We start from the raw sequence: 15,402 nt of genomic DNA, 5'->3' as shown, positions 1-15,402 counted from the left end.
GATGGACTTCGACCTGACCCCGGAGCAGCGGGACTTCGTCGAACGCGTGGAGGCATTCCTGGACGCGTACCCCGATCAGAGTGTCTTCGACGTCACGAAGGAGAACAACGCGCAGGTGGTGGACAGTCCCGAGCGACGGGCCTTCATGCGCGCTCTCGGCGCTCAGGGCTGGCTCGGACTCACCTGGCCCACCCAGTGGGGCGGGGCCGACGAGGACGGGATGTATGAATACCTTCTCAACGAATCACTCGCCCGCCGGGGCGGGCCGCAGATCGGCAAAGGTGTCGGCATCATCGGAAAGACCTTGCTGCGCCATGGAAGTGAGCGACTGAAGGCCGAGTTCCTGCCCAAGATCCTGCGCAGCGAGATCGAATTCGCGGTCGGCTACAGCGAACCGGATGCGGGTTCCGACGCCGCCTCGATGCGGCTTGCGGCCACCCGGGACGGGGCCGGCTGGCGACTGAATGGTCAGAAGACGTGGACCACCTCCGCGCACTTCGCCGAATGGTATTGGCTGGGCGCGAGAACCAATCCGTCGGCACCGAAACATCAGGGCATCACATTGTTCCTGGTGCCCATGGACGATCCCGGCATCACCGTCACCCCGATCTGGACCATGGGCGGAGAGCGCACCAATCAGGTGCACATCGATGACGTCTGGGTATCCGACGACTACGTGGTCGGCGAGGTAGGCAAGGGATTCCAGTACATCTCGGAGGCCCTCGACATCGAGCGATTCACGCTCTTCACGCTGTCCCCCATCGAACAGCGCCTCGAGGTCCTTCTCGACTATGTGCGCTCGGCCCGACGAGACGGTGTACCGCTGCGAGAGATCGAGTCGGTCCGGCAGCGCATCGCCCACCTCGTGACACATGCCGCGATGGCCAAGGGGCTGGGGCTGCGCGTGGTGCATGCCTCCGGCGACGCTCCGCCCACCACCGAATCCTCGGAGTACAAGCTGTACGCGACGGAGTTCTCCCGCCGACTGGCCGACACCGCAATGGATCTCGGCGGTCCGGGCACCCAGCTGCGCGTCGGCACCGAGGAGGCACCGATGCGGGGCCGGGCGGAGTCCACCTACCGCTACACCGTGATCGACACCATCGGCGGCGGCACCTCGGAAATTCAACGGAACATCATCGCCCGGCGTGGGCTGGGCCTGCCGAGGTGTTACTGATGGGGGCACTCCTCGAAGGGGTTCGGGTCGTCGACCTGTCGACCGTCGGGCCGGCCGCCCGGACCTCACGCTGGCTCGCCGACCTGGGCGCCGACGTCGTCAAAGTCGAGGCGCCACGTACGGCAGACCGCCTGCCGTGGCGTCCGCCGCCGCACGCCTACGGCGGCAACCGCGGCATGCGGCGCGCACGGATAGATCTCACGAACGCCTCCGGCACCGCAGCCTTCCTCGCTCTCGTGACCACCGCGGATGTCGTCATCGAGTCGTTCCGCCCTGGCGTCGCCGACCGTCTGGGTATCGGGCACGCGGCGATCAGCCAGGTCAATCCCGCCGTCATCTACTGCGCGACATCCGGTTACGGCCGTTCCGGACGCCGCTCGGCGTGGGTCGGACACGACATCAACTACCTGGCGACCGGTGGGTTCCTGGCGACCGGCGCTCGCGACGCCCATGGCGCACCGGCCCTGCCCGGTGCCACGGTTGCCGACAGCGCCGGCGGCGGACTCCACGCGACCACATCGATTCTCGCCGCCCTGTTCCGTCGGGAGCGCAGCGGCGAGGGCGCCGCCCTCGACGTATCGGTCACCGACGGAGTCCTGGCCCTGATGGGGTTGCATCTGGACGCCTACCTGGCCACCGGAACCGAACCCGGTCCCGGCCGGGATCTGCTCAGCGGGCGCTATGCATGCTATGGCGTCTACCGCACGTCGGATGACGGCTGGATAGCGGTGGGCGCCATCGAATCCCGATTCTGGCGGAACCTGTGCGCGGAACTCGGGTTGTCCCGGTGGTCGGAGCATCAGATGTCCGAGGATGTCCAGGACCGCATCCGCGCCGACATGTGCGAGGCCTTCGCGGCCCGTCCCCGCGACGAGTGGGTCGATCGGCTGGCTCCCCTCGACACCTGTGTGGCACCGGTCCTGACCGTCGCGGAGGTTGCCGGGGACCGGGACTTCGCCGAACGCGGACTGTTCGTGGAGAACCGCACGGAGTCCGGATCCCCGATCACCCAGCTCGGCGCGCCCCTCGCCGGTTCAGTACATGGCCGAACCGATTCGGTGCTCGGGCCGGACACCACCCATACCCACGACCTGCTCACCACGGCCGGCCTCGACGCCGAGCTGATCGCCGCCCTGACGCGTGACGGGGTGATCGAGTGACCGCGCCACTCGACGACTTCGCCGACGACCTGCCGTACGACGTCCTCAGCCTCGCCGGCCGCGAGATGTATCGGGAGGAGAGTTCGGTACCCGTCGAGATCGGAGCGATCCGAAATCTGTGTGCGGCAGTGGGGAACGCGAGTCCGGTCTTCTGGCACGACACCGCCGCGGAGGAGATCTGCGGCGGTCTCATGGCGCCGCTGACCATGATGTCGGCCTGGGTACGCCCCTTCTCCTGGTCCCCGGACGAGGCGGACAACCTCGCGCTCCGACTACATTTCGACGTCAAGGAGCTACTCGGCGTACCCGAGGCGATCGTCGCCGAGAACACCGCACGATTCCTCGCACCCGTGCGGCCCGGCGACCGCCTCTGCTCCGTGCAGATCCTCCGTGGCGTCGGTCCGATGAAGACCACCCGGCTCGGGCGCGGCCGCTTCTGGGCGCTCGATGTCGAATACCGTTGCGGCACAGTACCGGTAGGCGTCGAGTCCTACCGTTTCTTCGGCTACCGGACTCGGGGTGGGTCATGAATCCGACGGAGGCACTGCGGTACGAAACGGTGGCGGTCGGAGACGAACTGCCGCACCTCGACGTGCCGGTCTCGGCGACCACCGTCGTCTTGTCGGCCCTGGCAACCCGCGACTGGCGGCCGATGCATCACGATCGCGATTTCGCCGTGCACCACAACGGAACCCGTGACATATTCATGAACACCCCGGCCATCGCCGCCTTTCTGGAGCGCTACCTGACCGATTGGACCGGATCCACCGGACGACTGCAGCAGATCGGCTTCGCGATGCGCGACTCGATCTACCCGGACACCCCGATGAGGTTCGCGGGATCGGTGCTGGATACCGAGACACACTCGGAGGCAATCGGATTCGTGACTGTAGACACCACGGTGACGCAGCAGGACCGGTTGTGCGTGGTGGCGAAGGCCACCATCGCGCTGCCCCGCGATCACCCTCTCGCCGCCTGGCACACCCCCACCCCGGACTGGAATCCACGAGTAGCCACCGCCGTGCCGGTGACCGACAGGAAGTAGCCCGCCATGGAATTGACCTTCTCCCCCGAACAGCACGATCTGCGACACGTGATCCGTGACGTCTGTGCCGCGCACTGCGGTATGAATCGGGTTCGCGAACTCGAGGACGACGCCCGCGGTTACGACGACGGCCTGTGGTCCCGGTTCGCCGAGCTCGGTGTGACCGGGATGCTGATCCCCCAGGATCACGGCGGCCTGGGCATGAGCATGCTCGATGCCGCAATCGTGTATCAGGAGTTCGGCCGCGCGCTCATTCCGTCACCACATTTCTGCAGTTCCGTAGTGTCCGCCTCGATCCTGTCCGCCATCGGAACCGAGGAAACCACAGCCCTGCTCCCCGGGCTCGCCGATGGCACATCAATCATCGTGCCCGCCTGGCTCGAACCCGAATCCGGGTTCGGCGCCGAAGGCATCCACGCCAGACTCTCCGCCGACGGCCGGCTCTCCGGCGTCAAACTTCATGTTGAATTCGCGTCCATCGCAGACCATTTCATGGTTCTTGCGCGAAACAACAAGGGAATCGTGGCCGTCCTCGTCGCCGCGGACACCCCTGGTGTGCGTCTGACACAGATGTTCTCCATGTCCGGGAACGCCCAGTACCGCGTCGAATTCGATTCGGTCCGGGTCGATGACGCGCAGATCGTCGCGGATGCCGCGACCGCATGGGATATCTGGACCACCTCGCTCACCCGCGCGGCGATCGTGCTGGCCGCGCAGGCCGTGGGCGGTGCACAGGAGTCGTTGAAGCAGTCCGTGGAGTACGCGAAGGTCCGTGAGCAGTTCGGCAAGCCCATCGGCGCATTCCAGGCGATCTCCCACGCCCTCGCCGATCGCAGCACCGAGATCGACGGTGCCGAGACCCTGGTGTGGCAGGCGGCCTGGGCCGCCGATCAGGGCCGGTCGATCGCCGCCCTCGGCCCGATGGCGAAACTCGCGGCGTGCCGGGCATTCCGTGACGTGACCGCGACGACCCAGCAGATCTTCGGCGGCAACGGGTTCACCGTGGATTACGACCCGCAACTCTTCTTCCGCCGCGCCAAGGTATGGCAGCTCTCGTACTGGGATGAGCCGTTCCTGGCCGAGATGATTGCCCGCGTCTACCTCGACGGGCGGAGTGCGTCATGAACGCGCCACTGGATGGGGTCCGCGTGGTGGAGGTGAGCATGCTCGGTCCCGGCGCCATCACCACTCATCTCGCCGATCTCGGCGCTGACGTGATCAAGGTGGAGCCACCGGGCGGCGACTATCTCCGTGACGTGACATGGCCGATCATCGACGGGGTCTCGTTGATGCATCTGCACATCTCGCGCGGCAAACGGAGCATCGTGCTCGATCTGCGCGCCGACGACGACGTACGCGTATTCCGGGATCTGGTGAGCACCGCCGATGTCGTGGTGGAGGCGATGCGTCCGGGCGGCCTCGACCGGCGGGGGCTCGGCTACGACACGCTGTGCGCCATCCGCCCCGAGCTCGTCTTCTGTTCCATCTCGGGGTTCGGCACCTCCGGGCCGTATCGTGACATCCCCAGTCACGGAGTCGCTTTCGATGCGTGGGCGGGTCTGGTACCGGTATCCCGCACAAGCGGCGGTCAGCCTGTCATCGACGAACACCTGTCGGTGGGGATCAACGCGGGGCCGCTGTATGGCGCGCTCGGCATCCTCGCCGGGATAATCCAGGCGCGGACGACGGGCCGGGGCTGCCGGGTCGAGATCGCGCAATCCGATGCCGCCGCGGCTTTCGACTGGCTACGCATCGAGACCTGGCGCGCTTATGAGCGCGACGCCGACGAGGTCACCGGGAATCCGTCCGACGGATACCGGCGACGTGCGCCGGGAACTGCGGGGATGCGGGAAGGAGTCCGCTATCAGTTCTACGATTCGGCCGACGGCATGGTGCTGTTCATGGCCGCCGAACGGAGATTCTGGAAGGCCTTCTGCGACGGGATCGGTCGCTCGGATCTGTTCGACCGGTATCCCGGCGCCGATGCCGGCGACCATGCCGTCGGCAACGACGAGCTTCACCGGGAACTGGGCGCGGTGTTCGCCACCCGGAGCACCCTCGATTGGATCGATTTCGGACTACGTCATGACGTGCCGATAAGTGCGGTGAACAGCAGTGCATCGGCTCCCTCGGACCCGCAGTTCCGCGAACGGATGCCCTGGATTCCACAGGACCGCCTGGCGGCCGATCAACTGCCGAATCCCCTGCGTTTCGACGGTGAACAACTGCCGGTACCGACGTGCGCACCGACTCCTGACAAACATCGTGCGGAGATCCTCGACGATCTCACCCACCAGAACATCGGACGCGTCGGCCGCTGGTCGCCCGGCGGGCCGACAACGCTCCGACATGCCCGTCGGCGCACCGAAAAGTGAAGGGATACATCATGAACAAGTTCGATGACCGGGTCGCGTTGATCACCGGCGGGGCGTCCGGAATGGGCCTCGAAACAGCGCGGGCGTTCGCCGCAGCCGGGGCGACCGCGGTTATTGCCGACATCTCGGCCTCCCGCGCGAGAGAAGCGGCCGACGGCATCGTCGCTGACGGCGGCCGGGCGGACTGGGTGGAGGCCGACGTCACCGACGACGCCGCGGTCGCCGCGATGGTGCAGGCCGTCGTGGATCGGTTCGGCCGACTGGACTTCGCGCACAACAACGCCGGTTTCGGTTTCCCTCCGAAGCCCTTCGCCGAGATGTCGGAGGCCGACTGGTCGGCCACCGTCGACATCCACATGTCGGGTGTATTCCGTTGTCTCCGGCACGAACTCCCCGTCATGGAGCGAGCCGGGCGAGGTGCGATCGTCAACACGTCGAGCGGCGCCGGAATCAACGGAGTCCACAGTCTGTCCGGCTATTGCGCGGCGAAACACGGGGTCATCGGACTCACCAAGGCCGTCGCGCTCGAATACGCGCCCAAGGGAATCCGGATCAACTCGATAGCGCCGGGTGCGATCGCCACTCCGCTCATCGACAATGTCGTGAAGAACGATCCGTCGATGATGGACCATATGATCGCCGAATGCCCCACCGGCCGCATCGGAAAGCCCACCGAGATCGCCGCCGCCGTCCTGTTCCTGTGCAGCGATGACGCGAGCTTCATCACCGGCGCGACGCTCCCCGTCGATGGCGGCCGCACCGCGTACTGACGATCAGACCACGGGCATCGAGACGGTCACATCCGCATGCGCACAACGCTTTCCGGATTCGACGGCGACTATGTCGACCTCGATCCGCAGAATCCTGCCACCGCGCTCCTCATCGGCTTCGTCGGCTCGCACGGTGCCCGTGACCTCGATGACGTCCCCACCACAGATGGATTCACGCATGGACAGCTTGCGGCGTCGCAGAAATCCGTGCGGCCCTGTCCAACCGAGGACGTACCGGTCGACCAGCCCGGCGATGGGGCCGCTTGCGAGGTAGATGTCGCGGCGGCCCTGCGACCGTGCGTAGTCGGTGTCGAGGTGCCCGTCGAAGTAGGTGCCGGTCTCGATCGCGCTGACCATGACATCGCGGTGCGATATCACCTCACGCAGCGGTGGCAGGGATTCGGTGACCACCGCTCCGGGCGGTCGATCATGCTGGGCGGCATCATTATCGGTCATCATCATCCCGCTTTCGGAATCGGAGGATCACATTGCGCTGGGTGGCGACGGCCGTGCCGTCATGCCGTGTGAAGTGCGAGAGGACAGTCAGGAAATGCCCGGGTCCGGCGGCGGTGTGCTTCAGTTCCGACACCGACTCCACTTCTTCGGTCTGCGTCAGCCGGTCACCCGCGCGCAGGTGATCGAAGAACTCGATCTCGGTGGAGATGTTGATCATCGAATCGCCGGGCAGCGGGACCCGGATCAGCATCGAATCCACCGGTACCCCTTCCGGTGTCCACATCGGTGGCGTGAGCCACCGAACCAAGGTGGCCGGCGGCACGACCTCGCCGCCTGCCACCTCCCGGGCGATCTCCGGATCCCACCACAGCGGATTCGGATCGCGGACCGACGCGGCGAATCTGCGTCCCGCCCCCGCGCTGACCACGTAGTCGGAATACCGCGGTTCGCCACGCCTGCCGACCCAGGCCAACGCATCCTCGTAGGTGCCGACGGCGAGCGTGTACGCCCCCTCGCTCATGATGCCGTCGTCGCGACCGGTCCGAGCGCGGCCAGAACGGTCTCGGTACCGGACACCTGGCCCAGCATCGGGAAGATGCGGGTCACCGTCCGGCCGTGCAGATCCGCGTCGGCCGATGCCATCGCGTCCTCGACGAAGATCTGGCGATATCCGCGGTCATGCGCCGATCGGGCCGTGCTCTCCACACCGTGGTGGGTCATCACCCCGCACAGGACGAGCGTTTCTATCGCGTTGCGCCGCAACACCATATCGAGCGACGTCCCATAGAAGCCGCTGACCGAGTGCTTGGTGAGCACGACGTCGCTCTCCCGGACGCCGAGTCGGGCGTCGAGCTCATCCCAGCCCGCGGGCGGATCGAAAACGATATTCGCGTCATGCGGGACGTCGAGCTGAAGTGAATTGCCCGGTCCGTAGTTCACATTCACGAAAATGACCGTACCGCCGTGTTCGCGGAAACCATCCGCCAGACGTCGGGCACGCGGGATGATGTCGGTGATCGGATGCGGCTCCGTCTCCAGGCCGGTCACACCTGCCTGTAGGTCGATCACGATCACCGCCGAGCGGGTGACATCGAAATCGAGAGTCATGGGTTGGCCTCCTTGTCGTTGCCGGCGACCGGGTGCCGCGCGGCTTCGGTCGTCGCGGTGTCAGCGGACCAGTCGCGCAGAATGTCCGCACGGTCGGCGTCGAGTACCGGGCTGCCGGACCGCACCCGGCCCGGCGTGCGACCGAAGCGGGGGACACAGGCGGGGACCGCGATCTCGCCCAACTCGCCGTCCGGCACGGTCACGATGCTCTGCCGCGCGACGAAGTACGGATCGACGGCCATCTGTCCGGCGTCCAGAACCACTGCCTCCACCCCGGTCCCGGTGCCTGCCGGCCCATCCCAGCGCGCTTCGGAGATCCATCGGCCGTCCGCACCGCGACGTACCGTCAGCACCTCCCCGTACGGTGTCCGGTCCGACCGTCCGGGCTCCGAACCCGTGGTCTGGAATGCCAGGGTGGGCACCTCCAGCAGGCGGAAGACGGTCTCGTACAGAGCCAGATCGATGTACTGTCCGCCGACTCCCCGATCGCGGGCCAGGATCGCCGCCACGATCGACACCGCACCCAGGGCCGCGCTCAACGCGTCCGCGACCGGGAAGCCGGTATGCATCGGCGGACGATCCGCGTATCCGGTGACCTGTGCCAGCCCGCCGAACGCCTCGGCGTTGCGACCGAAGGCCCGGCGGCCTGCATAGGGGCCGCCCTGTCCGTACCCACTGATCTCGAGCATCACCAGTCCGGGGTTGACCGACGCAAGGCGCTCGTACCCGACACCCAGACGGTCCAGCGTCCCCGGCACGAAATTGCCGACCACCACATCGGCCTCCGCGACAAGGCCGAGCAACACCTCGACACCCGACGGGGATTTCAGGTTCAGGGCGATCGACCGTTTGTTGCGCGCGGCCGCCTTCCACCACAGCGACACATCGTCCCGTCGTGGTGCCAGTCGACGGAAGTCGTCACCTCCGGTGGGCTTTTCCACCTTGACGACGTCGGCCCCCAGGTCGGCGAGAAAGGTCGCGCACATGGGGCCCGCGATGATCTGCCCGATGTCCAGGACACGAAGCCCGACCAACGGCCCCTCGGCGGCGAAAGCAGGCCGGCCGGCCACCAAAGTGGGCACCGCGGTGAATTCGGCCTCCCGCCACGCGATATCGGCGGCCTCGACGCGGTCCGCCGACGCGGCGAGAGACGGATCGCCCAGCGGGGTGGCGGCGAATCGCGGACGAGACGCCGGCACCCGGACCGCACCGAGGTCGGGGTCGTCGATCGCGCGCAACGATTCCGCCGCCGTGTAGTGCGGGTCGCTCAGGCAGTCACCGATCGACATGATCGATCCGATCGGTGCGCCGGCCGCGGCGCAAGCGGCTTCGACCTCGGTCCTCGGGCGGCCGGCGAGCCATTCCCCGATGAGGTCATTCGTCGCATCCCGATGCGCGACCCTCGCCTCATTCGTCGCGAAATCCGGGTGCTCGCACAGGTCGTCACGCCCCATCGCCCGGAACAACCGGTGCACCATCTCGTTGGTGTTCCCGGTGAAAGACACCCATTTGCCGTCACCACAGCGCCACGTGTTGACCGGTACGACATGGGTGCCCTGCGATCCCAGGCGTTCACCGACCTGACCCAACTGCTGGAAATTGATCGGCAGGAACTCCAGCAAACGCAGCACGGCCTCGTAGCCCGATACCTCGACGATCTGCCCACACCCCTCCGCACCGCGCTCCCACACCGCGGCCAGCGCCCCGAGCGCACCCAGATAGGCGGACGTCGCCGCACCGATCGGCAGACCGGAGTGGATCGGCGGCCGGTCGGGATCGCCGGAGATGTGGACGAGACCACCGAATGCCTCCGCGGACCTGGAGTTTCCCGGCGGCTTGGACAGACCGGCCGCCTCGCCGAAGGCATCGGTGTTCAGCGCGACGAGCCGTGGAAACGCGGCGACCGCCGCATCGTCGGCGAGGGATCCGAAGATCCTCGGGGTCCCGCCGTCCCGGATGACGACGTCCGCCGCCGACAACAGATCCCGCACGGCCTCGACCGAACCGGATGCGTCCGGATCGACCGCCGCGAGGCGCTGATTGCGGGTCATCGATTTCCACAGCAGCGACACGCCATTCACACGCGGGCCGACGAAACGGGCCGGGTGCCCTGCCCGTGGTTCGACCCTGATGACATCGGCACCCAGATCGGCCAGCACGGTCGAGGCCGCCATCGGTTCGGGGTCGCCGGTGAGGTCGAGTACCCGCAGTCCGTCGAGCGGCCCGGTCAACGGAGTGTCCTCGCCGTTGCCGCACGGGTCCGATCGAACGCCTGGGCCGCGGAAATCGCTTGCGCCGCTTCGTCGAATCGGGTGAACACCGCGAACCCTGCCCGGTCGAGGAATCCCCGGATCGCGTCCAGATCCTCCCCGGTGGCGCAGTCGAGATTCCGCAGCACCACGGCAAGACGACCGGCGTGCCCACGTTCGGCCACCGCGGAGAGCAGTTCCATCAGTGGCACGATCCCGCGGGCGCCATAACTGTAGAAGATCTGCAGATTAACGTGCAGCATGAGGTCCGCGTACACCTCGTTCGTGTCCAGCAGCGCCACGATGTCGGCGAGCGCCGCCGCACCGGATTCGGGGCCGACGCCGACCTCCACCGGATTGGCCGCATTGGCGCCTACGCCGTACCCCAAGTCGCGCAACCCTTCCCGGAATTCCCAGGTGGTGGGCGTCAACGTCAGTCCGGCTCGGTCGCAGGCGTCGGTCGCCAGCACAGATGCACCACCACCGGTGCCGAGCACGATCACGTTGCCACCAAGCGGTGGCATCCCCTCGTGGTTCTGCAGATAGGTCAGTGTGCCAACCAGGTTCTCGACCGTCCCGGTCCGGATCAGACCGGTGGATTCGGCCACGGCATCCCAGATGCGGCGATCTCCGGTCAGAGCCCCGGTGTGCGAGCTGACCGCCATCGCGCCCTGCTCGCCGGCCCCACCGATCAGGGCGACGACCGGCTTCACCCCCGTCGCGCGCCGCAGCTGTTCCACGATCACTGCGCCGTCGTTCACGCCTTCCAGGTACATCCCGATGACACCCACCTCGGGATCGTCGACCAGATCTGCCAGCAGCTCACCGGGTTTGACATCGGCGGCATTACCGAAGGACACCATCTTCGCGAACCGCAGTCCCAGCGCCTGGCCGCTGCGGACGATGTCGCCCCCGAGACCGCCGCTCTGAGACAGCACGGCGACACGGCCGGCTTCTTCGCTCGTGCCGATCTGGTACGTCTGCCGTCCGGCCGGCGCATAGATACCCATACAGTTCGGTCCGATGACCCGGACATCGGCACGGCGTGCGGCACCGATCAACTCGTCCTCCAGACCGGCACCCGAGGCTCCGGCTTCCCGGAACCCGCCGGACAGGACGTGCACGATGCCCACGCGGTCACGGCATCGGGCGACGAACCCCGCGACTGCCGGTGCGGGCAGCGCGACCAACAGGTAGTCGACACGACCTCCCGGAACGTCAGACAGATCGGGTACCGCGGGCACCCCGTCGATCTCCGTCGCGGTCGGATGAATCGCGTACAGTCCGTCGGTCCAGCCCACCGATCGGTACGCCGCAAGCGCCCGGTTGCCGAAGCCGTTGCGCGTCGCCGACGCGCCGGCGACCGCGATCGACTTCGGCCGGTACATAGCCTCGTAGTCGATCGCCCTCGGGACCGGCGATTCCTCGAGTGCACCTGCTCCATCGGATTCGTCGCCGACGGGGGCGTCGTACAGGATCATCCGTGCGTCGGCGATGGCGATCCCGTCCGGATGGAGGATCACCGGATTGCACTCGACATCGGCAAGCCGAGGGCCCAAGCGGGAGGCCAGCCCGGCTTCGCCCGCCATGGCAAGGAGCAGCCGGACCACCGCGTCGCGATCGAACGGTAAGCCACGACGGGTCAGGGCGGCCGTACCGGAGAACCGGTCGATCATTTCCTCGGCACCCCGGCGATCGAGCGGGCACATGCGCGCGATCGCATCGTCGGCAACCTCGGCACGCAGTCCTCCACTTCCGAGAACGACCATGTGACCGAACGGTTGTCGATCGGTGACGCCGACGATCAGCTCCATCCCGGACGCGACCTGTTCCTCGACGAGGAAGCGGTGACCGACGACCCCGTGCTCGGCGAGCCCCTCCGTCATGCTTGTCATCGCGTCGCCGAGTGCCGCATGCTCGATGCCGAGCCGCACCGCGCCCAGTTCGGATTTGTGGACGATACCCTCACCGAATGCCTTGAGCACCAACGGTGCTGCCAGCCCTGATACGTCGGCGCTGGCAGACGCCTCGTCGACGAGCACCCCCCGGGGCACCGCGAGGCCGCCCGTGGCCAGGAGGCGTTTGACATACGGTTCGGGTACGAGCCGACGGCCGTCACCCGCCGACGGCAACCGAACGTCGCCGAACAACTGCCCGAAGCCCTCGTCGCCGTTCCAGGTCACCTGCACAGATACCTCCTCGACAGCGCAACGGTCTGCTGCACAACCGGATTCGTCGATTCACAACACAGCCAGTCCATGCGTTCCACCCCAGACCGGATCAGGATTGTTCTCATACTCTCCGACCACGGCCGGTCTGCCCGCGATATCGATGACGCTGACCGTCCCGGAGCCGACGTTGGTCACATAGAGACGAGGTAGATCCGGATCGAAGCGGGCGGTGAAGGCTCCCCGCCCGGTGGCGACATCGGCGATGACATCCATCGAGTCGGTGTCCACCAGCCATACCGTGCCCGCCATCGGCGCGGACGGGTCGTTGGTCCCGATCTGCGATGCCGCGAGCATGCCGTGGCCCACGTGCAGGGCCGAGATATGCGAGCCGACGGTCGCCGTGCCGACCACCTCACAGGTGCTGGTGTCAACCTTGTGGATGGTGCACGGCTCGGCCGGTGCAGCACCCTCTCCCATGCGCAGCAGCGGAGTCGCGAAGTAGACGAAATCGCCCGACGGAGACACGTCGACCTCCTCCGCCCCTCCCGGCGCGGGAATCCGACGGGTGACGCAGCCCTCGATCAGATCGACGACGCTGATCCACTCGCATTCCTTGTGGCTGACATACGCCTGTGTGCCGTCCGAATTCACTGCCAGCCAATGGCAATTCGGCGCCTCGGTGTCAATGCTCCGCACGACCTTCCGGGTGGCCGCGTCGATCACCACGATGCCGTTACCGCCGTCGACGCGTTCGACTCCGGTATAGATCCGGTCCGTGGCCGCGCAGTACTCCACATCGTGTGGGCCGCGATACGGATCGAGATCGATGGTGCCGACGACACTGTGCGATTCGACGTCGACGACCGATAGTTCGCGCCCCTTCTCTTGCGTTCCCCCATAGAAGCCACTGCGATAGGTGTGGGTGAGATACAGCAGCCGACGCCTCGTGTCGACAGCCATCTCATGAGGCTCGGCGATCAGATTGTCGACGCGGGCGAACAGCGTAAGCGTGTCCGGATCGACGAAGTCGAGGAAACGTCCGGTGGACGTGGCCACTGCGAGATGCCGGCGAGGTGTCATCAGAACTCCGATCCGTGCGTGGTGACTGAAGCCACACTACGGTCGGCCACGACCATTTTCAAGAGACTTACTCAATAAACCTCTTGAATTACGGAGAAGCGCCTGGTCACACCCTCTATCGGCAGCAGCGCGGGTGCGGATCGTTCAGAACGTCACCGCTCCAGCGCGTCCGCGATATCCGTGGCCCACGCCCGGATGGCGTCCCAGTCGCGGGCATCCTGTTCCTGCTCGGCGGCGTGCCGCACAAGCGCCTTCTCCACGAAGCCCTTCGGATCGTCGGGGATGCGACCACCGAACACCACGTGATCGCGGGCCCCGAGTTTCTCCGCGTCCGCCGCCAGAGTGGGCGGTTCGCCCGCCGTGCGGTCGTCGGCGAGGGCCTCGGCCTGCTCGGCCACCGGACCGGAGCTGAAGATCCACAGCGGCTTGGTGGCGAGCTCGTCGCGGTTCGCCTTCAGGAAGGCCCGCGCATGCTTGAGCCACCGCCCGATGTACACGCCGCTGCCGAGCACCACCGCGTCATACGGGCCGGCCGATGCCTCGGCCGCCTCGACGCACTCGACATCGAATCCGCGTCCCCGCAGCACCCCGGCGATCGCCTCCGCGATCTCGGCCGTCGACTGATGCTTGCTGGCATACGCCACCAGAATCTTCGCCATGGTTCACATTCTTTCGGATCGAACACACTGCGGTACAGAGTCCTTCGACCTCACGGCCCGTCTTCCCGGGTGACGCCCACAAAATTGTCCCCGGAGAGCGACGCGAACGGGATTTATCCGGTCCGGCGCGCTCTCCGGGGATTTATTTGTGAGGTTTTTGGGCCGTCAGCCCGCCGCGAGGATCTCGGCCAGCTGGGTCGACGGGGTCTTCGAACCCAAGACCTGGATGGCGACGTGATTCGCACCGGCGGCCAGGTGTGCGTCGATCTGCGCACGCACATGGGCCGCATCACCGTGTGCGACAAGCGAATCGATCAGCTGATCGGAGCCGCCGTCGGCGATGTCGGCGTCGGTGTAGCCGAACCGCTTCAGGTTGTTCACGTAGTTGCGCAGATGCAGATAGGGCTGGTCCACCACTGACCGGCCGACGTCACGGGCGGCCGACGGGTCGGTGTCCACCACAACCTTGTGCTCGGGGGCGAGCAATGCGTCCGGCCCGAGTTGTTCGCGCGCGAAGGCCGTGTGCGCGGGCGGAGTCAGGTACGGATGCGCTCCGAGTGCGCGCTCGGCCGAGAGGCGCAACATCTTCGGCCCCAATGCGGCCAGGACACGACGATCCGTCGGCACCTTCTTCTCGTCGAGCACGTCAAGATAGGCACTCACGGCTTCGTAGGGCTTCTGATACTCGGCGGTCGCCTCCGGGTGACCCGCACCGATACCGAGGTAGAAGCGGCCCGGAAAGTCGGCTTCGAGTTCGTGGAACTCGTCGGCGATGGCCGCGGCGTCGGTGTTCCAGATGTTCACGATGCCGGTGGCGACGGTGATGTTCTCGGTGGCGTCGAGGACCTTGCGCACCGGACGCAGATGCTCCGGTGAGCCGCCGAGCCAGATCGTCCCGACACCGGTCTCCTCGATCCGTCGGGCCTCGTCGGCGTCGAACTGACCGAACCACCCCCAGGCGCCGTAGGTACCGAAGCGTGCGATGTGATCGGCTCGTGCGTCATCGGACATGAGAACTACCTCCGTCGGTCGGCTCGGCGGGTCCGGGGCCGGCCCACCATTCCGACTCAACCACGCGCCGGTCAGGCCTGTTCCCACCACCCTTCAGGCCTGCGCACACCGACGACGGCGAGAAAATCTTCACCGCGCGCGA

The 15,402-nt window shown here is 66.7% G+C and carries 15 protein-coding genes; 7 read left to right on the top strand and 8 right to left on the bottom strand.

Annotated features, from left to right (window positions below):
* Window position 1: 1 nt before the first annotated feature.
* The 7 genes from AC4JJG_RS04435 to AC4JJG_RS04405 are packed head-to-tail and all read left to right on the top strand — an operon-like array spanning window position 2 to window position 6,527.
* The gene (locus AC4JJG_RS04435; protein WP_495399722.1) at window positions 2-1,177 is read left to right on the top strand and encodes an acyl-CoA dehydrogenase family protein; all 1,176 of its coding nucleotides are present in this window, start codon (window positions 2-4) and stop codon (window positions 1,175-1,177) included.
* Window positions 1,177-2,337 (top strand): CaiB/BaiF CoA transferase family protein, encoded by a 1,161-nt coding sequence (locus AC4JJG_RS04430; RefSeq protein WP_495399721.1) that lies wholly within the window; start codon window positions 1,177-1,179, stop codon window positions 2,335-2,337. The genes AC4JJG_RS04435 and AC4JJG_RS04430 overlap by 1 nt, the downstream gene beginning before the upstream one ends.
* The gene (locus AC4JJG_RS04425; protein WP_495399720.1) at window positions 2,334-2,867 is read left to right on the top strand and encodes an FAS1-like dehydratase domain-containing protein; all 534 of its coding nucleotides are present in this window, start codon (window positions 2,334-2,336) and stop codon (window positions 2,865-2,867) included. Before AC4JJG_RS04430 ends, AC4JJG_RS04425 begins: the two co-directional genes overlap by 4 nt.
* On the top strand, window positions 2,864-3,382 hold the full coding sequence (locus AC4JJG_RS04420; RefSeq protein ID WP_495399719.1) for a hotdog family protein: 519 nt from the start codon (window positions 2,864-2,866) through the stop codon (window positions 3,380-3,382). Before AC4JJG_RS04425 ends, AC4JJG_RS04420 begins: the two co-directional genes overlap by 4 nt.
* Window positions 3,383-3,388: 6 nt before the next feature.
* Window positions 3,389-4,507 carry an acyl-CoA dehydrogenase family protein gene (locus AC4JJG_RS04415; RefSeq protein ID WP_495399718.1) on the top strand — a complete coding sequence of 373 codons (1,119 nt, stop codon included), beginning with the start codon at window positions 3,389-3,391 and terminating at the stop codon, window positions 4,505-4,507.
* Window positions 4,504-5,757 (top strand): CaiB/BaiF CoA transferase family protein, encoded by a 1,254-nt coding sequence (locus tag AC4JJG_RS04410; protein ID WP_495399717.1) that lies wholly within the window; start codon window positions 4,504-4,506, stop codon window positions 5,755-5,757. The genes AC4JJG_RS04415 and AC4JJG_RS04410 overlap by 4 nt, the downstream gene beginning before the upstream one ends.
* 11 nt (window positions 5,758-5,768) lie before the next feature.
* Window positions 5,769-6,527, top strand: a complete 759-nt coding sequence (locus AC4JJG_RS04405; protein WP_495399716.1) for an SDR family NAD(P)-dependent oxidoreductase — start codon at window positions 5,769-5,771, stop codon at window positions 6,525-6,527.
* Window positions 6,528-6,530: 3 nt separating this feature from the next.
* Here AC4JJG_RS04405 and AC4JJG_RS04400 read toward each other — a convergent pair whose 3' ends face one another.
* From AC4JJG_RS04400 to AC4JJG_RS04365, 8 genes are all read right to left on the bottom strand, one after another.
* A complete protein-coding gene (locus tag AC4JJG_RS04400) occupies window positions 6,531-6,983 on the bottom strand; it encodes a hotdog family protein (protein WP_495399715.1) in 453 nt (150 codons plus the stop codon).
* Window positions 6,973-7,503: an FAS1-like dehydratase domain-containing protein gene (locus AC4JJG_RS04395; protein ID WP_495399714.1), complete on the bottom strand. Its 531-nt coding sequence runs from the start codon at window positions 7,501-7,503 to the stop codon at window positions 6,973-6,975. The genes AC4JJG_RS04400 and AC4JJG_RS04395 overlap by 11 nt, the downstream gene beginning before the upstream one ends.
* Entirely contained in the window at window positions 7,500-8,090 is a 591-nt protein-coding gene (locus AC4JJG_RS04390; protein ID WP_495399713.1) for an isochorismatase family protein, read from the bottom strand. Before AC4JJG_RS04390 ends, AC4JJG_RS04395 begins: the two co-directional genes overlap by 4 nt.
* A complete protein-coding gene (locus AC4JJG_RS04385; RefSeq protein WP_495399712.1) occupies window positions 8,087-10,321 on the bottom strand; it encodes a CaiB/BaiF CoA transferase family protein in 2,235 nt (744 codons plus the stop codon). Before AC4JJG_RS04385 ends, AC4JJG_RS04390 begins: the two co-directional genes overlap by 4 nt.
* Window positions 10,318-12,528, bottom strand: coding sequence for an acetate--CoA ligase family protein (locus AC4JJG_RS04380; RefSeq protein WP_495399711.1), 2,211 nt, complete (start codon window positions 12,526-12,528; stop codon window positions 10,318-10,320). Before AC4JJG_RS04380 ends, AC4JJG_RS04385 begins: the two co-directional genes overlap by 4 nt.
* A gap of 51 nt (window positions 12,529-12,579) precedes the next feature.
* A complete protein-coding gene (locus AC4JJG_RS04375) occupies window positions 12,580-13,590 on the bottom strand; it encodes a YncE family protein (protein WP_495399710.1) in 1,011 nt (336 codons plus the stop codon).
* Window positions 13,591-13,742: 152 nt separating this feature from the next.
* The gene (locus AC4JJG_RS04370; protein WP_495399709.1) at window positions 13,743-14,249 is read right to left on the bottom strand and encodes a flavodoxin domain-containing protein; all 507 of its coding nucleotides are present in this window, start codon (window positions 14,247-14,249) and stop codon (window positions 13,743-13,745) included.
* A gap of 165 nt (window positions 14,250-14,414) precedes the next feature.
* Window positions 14,415-15,260: an LLM class F420-dependent oxidoreductase gene (locus AC4JJG_RS04365; RefSeq protein WP_495399708.1), complete on the bottom strand. Its 846-nt coding sequence runs from the start codon at window positions 15,258-15,260 to the stop codon at window positions 14,415-14,417.
* Window positions 15,261-15,402 lie beyond the last annotated feature (142 nt).

It is taken from the genome of Gordonia sp. B8661-1 (assembly GCF_059427765.1).
Note: the sequence above shows the minus strand (reverse complement) of the source record. Positions and strands in the feature narration are given on the sequence as shown.

Coding starts and splice junctions, on each gene's coding strand:
- AC4JJG_RS04435 (WP_495399722.1), top strand. CDS start 2: ATGGACTTCGACCTGACCCCGGAGCAGCGGGACTTCGTCGAACGCGTG.
- AC4JJG_RS04430 (WP_495399721.1), top strand. CDS start 1,177: ATGGGGGCACTCCTCGAAGGGGTTCGGGTCGTCGACCTGTCGACCGTC.
- AC4JJG_RS04420 (WP_495399719.1), top strand. CDS start 2,864: ATGAATCCGACGGAGGCACTGCGGTACGAAACGGTGGCGGTCGGAGAC.
- AC4JJG_RS04415 (WP_495399718.1), top strand. CDS start 3,389: ATGGAATTGACCTTCTCCCCCGAACAGCACGATCTGCGACACGTGATC.
- AC4JJG_RS04410 (WP_495399717.1), top strand. CDS start 4,504: ATGAACGCGCCACTGGATGGGGTCCGCGTGGTGGAGGTGAGCATGCTC.
- AC4JJG_RS04405 (WP_495399716.1), top strand. CDS start 5,769: ATGAACAAGTTCGATGACCGGGTCGCGTTGATCACCGGCGGGGCGTCC.
- AC4JJG_RS04400 (WP_495399715.1), bottom strand. CDS start 6,983: ATGACCGATAATGATGCCGCCCAGCATGATCGACCGCCCGGAGCGGTG.
- AC4JJG_RS04395 (WP_495399714.1), bottom strand. CDS start 7,503: ATGAGCGAGGGGGCGTACACGCTCGCCGTCGGCACCTACGAGGATGCG.
- AC4JJG_RS04390 (WP_495399713.1), bottom strand. CDS start 8,090: ATGACTCTCGATTTCGATGTCACCCGCTCGGCGGTGATCGTGATCGAC.
- AC4JJG_RS04375 (WP_495399710.1), bottom strand. CDS start 13,590: ATGACACCTCGCCGGCATCTCGCAGTGGCCACGTCCACCGGACGTTTC.
- AC4JJG_RS04370 (WP_495399709.1), bottom strand. CDS start 14,249: ATGGCGAAGATTCTGGTGGCGTATGCCAGCAAGCATCAGTCGACGGCC.
- AC4JJG_RS04365 (WP_495399708.1), bottom strand. CDS start 15,260: ATGTCCGATGACGCACGAGCCGATCACATCGCACGCTTCGGTACCTAC.